Source organism: Oleiphilus sp. HI0132 (genome assembly GCF_001635845.1).
In genome coordinates, this window is sequence record NZ_LWGJ01000821.1 from 1 (window position 1) to 612 (window position 612).

At 43.5% G+C, this 612-nt stretch carries 1 protein-coding gene; it reads left to right on the forward strand.

The window, feature by feature from the left end; translation table 11 throughout:
- Positions 1-612, forward strand: a 612-nt coding sequence (locus A3766_RS09440) for a thiamine pyrophosphate-dependent enzyme (RefSeq protein ID WP_197479478.1), incomplete at both ends; no start/stop codon positions are given.

The window sequence follows — 612 nt, forward strand, 5'->3', positions numbered from 1 at the left end:
CAGCTTTATTCTTTGATGCCTTAAGGAAAAGGCTGCCTGATGANGGTTATGTAGTGGTTGATGACGGTAACCATACCTTCTTAACGGCAGAACTTATGCCTATTCATACAGCGAGAACCATGATTTCGCCTACCGACTTCAATTGCATGGGTTATGCTGTCCCTGCGACTATCGGAACAAAGCTTCTTAATCCTGAAAAAGACGTTGTCAGTATTATTGGTGATGGTGCATTTTTGATGACGTGCATGGAAATTACAACGGCAAGCAAGAATGGCTTGGGTGCAATTTTTACCATATTTAATGATGGCGAGTTATCCCAAATATCACAAGCTCAAGAGGTGCCGTATAACAGGAAAACTTGTTCGGTTCTTGCGGATACGAGAATGCAGGGTGTAGCGATGGCTACTGGCGCAGCTTATGTCCGGATCGATGAGAATTCCGATATAGATGAAATGTTGGATGAAGCTTGGAGAATCAGCAAAGCGGGTCAGCCAGTCGTGTTAGATGTAAATATTGATTACAGTAAACAGACCCGATTTACGAAGGGTATTGTGGGAACAAACCTTAAGCGTTTGCCCCTCAACATGAAGGTCAGAATGATTAGTCGGGCTT